The following is a 4,553-nucleotide window of genomic DNA, read 5'->3' as shown; positions in this document are numbered from 1 at the left end:
TCGCTATCGAAGGCCTTGTTCTCATGATGCCTCAGTTAATTGCGAGAGGAATTCGCTGCGTTACACCCGATTCTGGCGCGGAAACCGTGACCGACTCGAGCCCGATCTCGACCACTTTGAAGCGGTTCGCCACCGTCTCGCCTTCCGCCCCAGCGAAAATCTCGGTTCCATCGCGACTGATGAAAATCGCATACCGCGCTTTTTCCCCGTCAGGGTTCGTCTTCTCGAGGAATCCGGCGTAATTCATGTCGACCCGCAAGGTTGGTGTCGAAGGTCGACTCACCGGCGCCGGCGTCGGGGCGGGTACGGGTCTTTCGATCGGAGGAGGAGGCGGCGGCGGGGGAGGGGGCGCCTCGCTACGGACGGGCCCATAAGTGAACAGGTTTCTCCCCTGGCCCGCGTATTCGGGGACGGGAACGAGCATCGCCGCGAGGTCCAGGGTGTCGTTCGTTGGGGTTGCCGGCCTCGCCGAAGAACGCCGCGCCGGGCCGGGCGAAGCCGCGCCCGAGGAGGAATCCTCGCCGCCGATGCATCCACCGGCCACCGCGGCCGACAACAAGAGCCAAACGCGCCAAGTCACCATTCGCTGTAGGGCCTTCCATCCGAGCCGAGCTCGGCCGATTGGCTCTTCACGTCGTAAACGCCGGGCTCGGCATCGGGCTCGTTCGGGTCGAAGTCAGAGAAGATCTCCTCCCACGACCGCTGACTCGTCATCGGATCCTCGGGTATCTCCCGGAGGTACCCTCCTTGCACGAGCTCGTCGAGGCTCATGGGATACTTGTTGCGGTCGGCCTTGAATTGATCGAGCCTCTCGCGAAGGATGGCGAGGTTGTGCTTGAGGACCGACTCCTTGCTCACCCGCACCTGGGCCATGTAAACCGGCACTGCGATCCCGAGGAGGATCCCGAGCATCACGATCACGATCACCATCTCGATGAACGTGAACCCGCGAGGAGCTCCGAGCTTCCTACCAATCACTGTAGTTCGTCCCGTCGAGAGCGATGGCCGTAGATTTCGAAAACACGTCGTAGACGTTTTGTCCGCCCCAGAACGAGGAGTCCGGCTCGTCCTGGTAGGAGCGCAATCCCCATTCGTTGGAGTTCGTCATCGGGTCCACCGGGATGCGTCTCAAGAACTTGAGTTTCTTGCCCGGAGTTCCCACCTGGGTCACGCCCTCCACGAGCGTCTCCAGGTCTTTCGGATAGCCTTCGCTTCCCAGTTCCAGATCCGTTCCGCCGATCATCCCCAGGTCGACGGCCCGTTTGTAATCGTCGATCGCCGTCCGCATCATGCGGAGGTTGCGACGAAGCTCCGCTTCCTTGGCGCGCTTCGCCGTGACCTGCGCCACCGGGACCACCGCCGCGGCGAGAATGGCGAGGATCATCGAGGCGATGATGAGCTCGAGGTAAGTAAAACCCGACTGGCGGAGAACGCCGTACCTCGTCGAAACGTTCATGGTCCCGCGGAGCTCCCCGGCGTCTCGTCTCGCAGAAAGAAAGCGATGCTGCAGTCGAGGCGGATCGTGGCTTCAGTCCGCTCCTGCTGCGAGAGCCGGACCTGCTCCAGCAGGAAGAATCGCTCCGAACGTTCGAGGCGATTTATGAAACGAACCAGGTCGAAGTAGCTTCCCTCGACCGGCATCGCCGCGATGACCTGCTCGAGTCCCACTTCGAGCAGCTCCCGCTGGTAGCCAGTCCTGCCCCGGCTGACGTGGGTCTCGTCGGCGAGACGGTCGATCTCGTCCCAGGCCTCGGTCAACCCAGGGGCGCGCGGTCTGACGATCTCGTCCCAGAATCGGGTGACCGCCGCTGCGTTGCTGGCCGCCCGTTGGGCCGCATCCGAAAGCTCTTCGAGCTCACTCTTTCGATTCTGGAGCTCGAGGCCGAGCCTTTCACGATCGGCCACGAGACGTTCCTGCTTGTTGGCCAGCCGATGCGTGAGAAGAAAGAAGGCGAGAACGTTCACCACGACGAGCGCGCCGAGCCAGAGAAACTGCCTTCGCCGTTTACCCAGGCTCTCCAACACCGCGCGCAGGTGGCTCATGGGGACTCCCCGGCAGCGGCCCGCAAAGAAGGCTCGATGTACTCCAGCTCGAGAGTCGCGGCGATGCCCGGCTCGCCCCCCTGACGTACGTCGAGGTTCGCTTCGTCGAGGGGGAAAACCGTGCGGAAGAACGAGCTCGATTCGAGGCTTCCTACCATCGCGAGCAGGTCCTGGAGCGTACGACCGACCACGGTGAGCGTGACCCGGATCCTCCCTTCCCTCTCGACGGGAGTCACCGAGGTGATGCGGACGGACGCGGGAGTAATCGTCTCGAGCTCGTTGAACAGCCCGGTCCAGGAAAAACTCTTTCGACGGTAGAGCTGCACCAGGAACCGCGTCTTCTCGTTCGCGAGGGCGCTTTGATCCCGCTCGAGCGCTTGACGGGCTTCCTTGATGGCGTCGTCGGTCTCCCGGATTTGGTCGCGCAGCTCCTCCACCCGAATGTCCAGCTCTTCCTGCTCGCGGAGAAGGTACCGGGTCAGGATGACGCCGTGGGCGACGGTGAGCGCGCCGACGGCGATGACTCCGAGGACGAAGCCGAGCCAGGGCAATCGCTCGTTGGTGAACGGGACCCGCGCGAAGTTGAATCCGTACGACATGGCGACTCAGGCGACTCTGCCCAAAGCTCCTCCCGCCGCCGCGGCGACCGAATCCGCCAGGCCGGCGTCGACCGTCAGCTCGCTGCCCGCCTTGACCGCTTTCAAGAGGTGGAAAGGCTCGGTGGGGACCTCGAACTGTTCCTCCAGGATCTCGCGCAACCGCGTCACCTCGGGCCGAAGCGAGCGGTAATAGACTCGCTCCAATCTATGCCCCGCGAGCTTCTCGCGGTAGTAGAGGGCCGTCGGGATGATCTCACGCAGCATATCGTCTTCCCCGTAGGCCGAGGGCTCCGAATCGGCGCGAAGCCCGAGCGTGCGCACCAGGGACAGGGAATCGGCCCTTACGAGGCTCAGCGAGAAATAGTCGTGCTCGAAGTTCGCAAAGAAGTAGTCGGCATCCGGTGACAGGTCGCGCCTGGCCACGGGGCCGAGAAGATGCAGAAGACTCAGCGTGGACGGGAGGACGAGGCCGACGTGCAAACCGAGTCCGCTCAGGAGATCCTCGTATTGACTGACGACGTCCTCGCGCATGACCCCGGTGAGAAAGCGCGGTCTTTCCCCCCCAGGGAGACGCTCGAAGGCCACTCGCGCCTGGTCGACGTCGAAAGGAATCGATTTCTTCAGTCGGAACTTGAGCATGGCCACGAGCTCGGCGGAGGACGAAGGCGGATTCGGCAGCTCCAGGATGGTGATGCGTGAGACATAGTCGGGGAGCGTGAGGCCGACCCGTTTGGATGCGCTCGCCCCTGCACGGAGAAACATGTTGTTCAGGGCCTTGGCGAGCCCTTCGGCGTCGAGGATGTTGGGCGATTGCATCGAGAAGGCAACAAGACCCGGGGGGAGCGGCGCGTCGAGGCAGACGTCGATCTCCGTCGTCCGCCGTTTTTCTGAGAGCCGGACGAGTGCCATCTCGCCGGTGCGCAGGTCGAGGCCGAGCCCCGGTGGCTCCGGGTCGACGAGCCAGCTCAAGAGTGCGTTTCGCGGCATGGCTTAGTGCTCACTCACCTGCTAGCTCTCCACGAAAGTGACGCGGTTGATCTCCTCGAGCGTCGATTCGCCGGCGAGAGCCGCCGCCACTGCGGATTCGCGAAGGAATTTCATGCCCTCCGCCCGCGCCGCCTTCTTGATTTCCGCCGACGGGCGCCGCTCGATGAGCATTTCTCGAATCTCGTCCGATAGGTCGAGAAGCTCGCTGATCGCCTGGCGGCCTTTGTAGCCCGTTCCAGTGCATTGGATACAGCCCTCGCCCCGATAGAACGTGTGGTCGGAGAATCGGACCGGGTCGAGGCCCGATTCCTCGAGCAGGATGGGCTCGGCCCGGCAAGGACGCTTGCAGAACGGGCAGATCGTTCGGACCAGCCTCTGCGCGAGGATGCAGTTCAAAGCGGAGACGAAGTTGTACGGCTCGACCCCCATGTTCAGAAAACGGCCGATGACATCGATGACGTTGTTCGCATGAACCGTGGTGAACACCAGATGGCCGGTGAGGGCGGCGTTGATCGCGATTTGCGCGGTTTCGGTGTCGCGGATCTCGCCGACCATGACCTTGTCGGGATCGTGACGCAGTATCGAGCGAAGGCCGCGCGCGAAGGTGAGCCCCTTCTTTTCGTTGACGGGGATCTGGGTGATGCCTTTGAGCTGGTACTCGACCGGATCCTCGATGGTGATGATCTTGTCTTCTTCGTTATAGATTTCCGACAGGGCGGCGTAGAGGGTCGTGGTCTTGCCGCTTCCCGTGGGACCGGTCACCAGAAACATCCCATAGGGCTCGTGGATGAATCTGCGGATTCGCTTCACTTCCGCATCGACGATACCGAGAATATCGAGCCTGAGCTCGCTGAAGCGCTCGCTGATCGACTCCTTGTCCAGGATACGGATGACGGCATCCTCACCATGGATACTCGGCATGAT

Annotated in this window: 7 protein-coding genes; all 7 read right to left on the bottom strand. The window is 62.7% G+C overall.

The window, feature by feature from the left end; translation table 11 throughout:
• Positions 1–31: 31 nt before the first annotated feature.
• Positions 32–583 (bottom strand): hypothetical protein, encoded by a 552-nt coding sequence (locus VEK15_09475; GenBank protein HXV60914.1) that lies wholly within the window; start codon positions 581–583, stop codon positions 32–34.
• Positions 577–978, bottom strand: coding sequence for a type II secretion system protein (locus VEK15_09470; protein HXV60913.1), 402 nt, complete (start codon positions 976–978; stop codon positions 577–579). The genes VEK15_09475 and VEK15_09470 overlap by 7 nt, the downstream gene beginning before the upstream one ends.
• Positions 968–1,456 carry a type II secretion system protein gene (locus tag VEK15_09465; GenBank protein HXV60912.1) on the bottom strand — a complete coding sequence of 163 codons (489 nt, stop codon included), beginning with the start codon at positions 1,454–1,456 and terminating at the stop codon, positions 968–970. The genes VEK15_09470 and VEK15_09465 overlap by 11 nt, the downstream gene beginning before the upstream one ends.
• Complete coding sequence (locus VEK15_09460) at positions 1,453–2,043, bottom strand: hypothetical protein (protein HXV60911.1); 591 nt, start codon at positions 2,041–2,043, stop codon at positions 1,453–1,455. Before VEK15_09460 ends, VEK15_09465 begins: the two co-directional genes overlap by 4 nt.
• Positions 2,040–2,642: a hypothetical protein gene (locus VEK15_09455; protein HXV60910.1), complete on the bottom strand. Its 603-nt coding sequence runs from the start codon at positions 2,640–2,642 to the stop codon at positions 2,040–2,042. The genes VEK15_09460 and VEK15_09455 overlap by 4 nt, the downstream gene beginning before the upstream one ends.
• A 6-nt stretch (positions 2,643–2,648) precedes the next feature.
• Positions 2,649–3,629: a hypothetical protein gene (locus tag VEK15_09450; protein HXV60909.1), complete on the bottom strand. Its 981-nt coding sequence runs from the start codon at positions 3,627–3,629 to the stop codon at positions 2,649–2,651.
• A gap of 21 nt (positions 3,630–3,650) precedes the next feature.
• The coding region (locus VEK15_09445; protein HXV60908.1) for a GspE/PulE family protein at positions 3,651–4,553 on the bottom strand (903 nt) is incomplete at its 5' end.

Source organism: Vicinamibacteria bacterium (genome assembly GCA_035620555.1).
In the GTDB taxonomy this organism is placed as follows: Bacteria; Acidobacteriota; Vicinamibacteria; order Marinacidobacterales; family SMYC01; genus DASPGQ01.
Note: the sequence above shows the minus strand (reverse complement) of the source record. Positions and strands in the feature narration are given on the sequence as shown.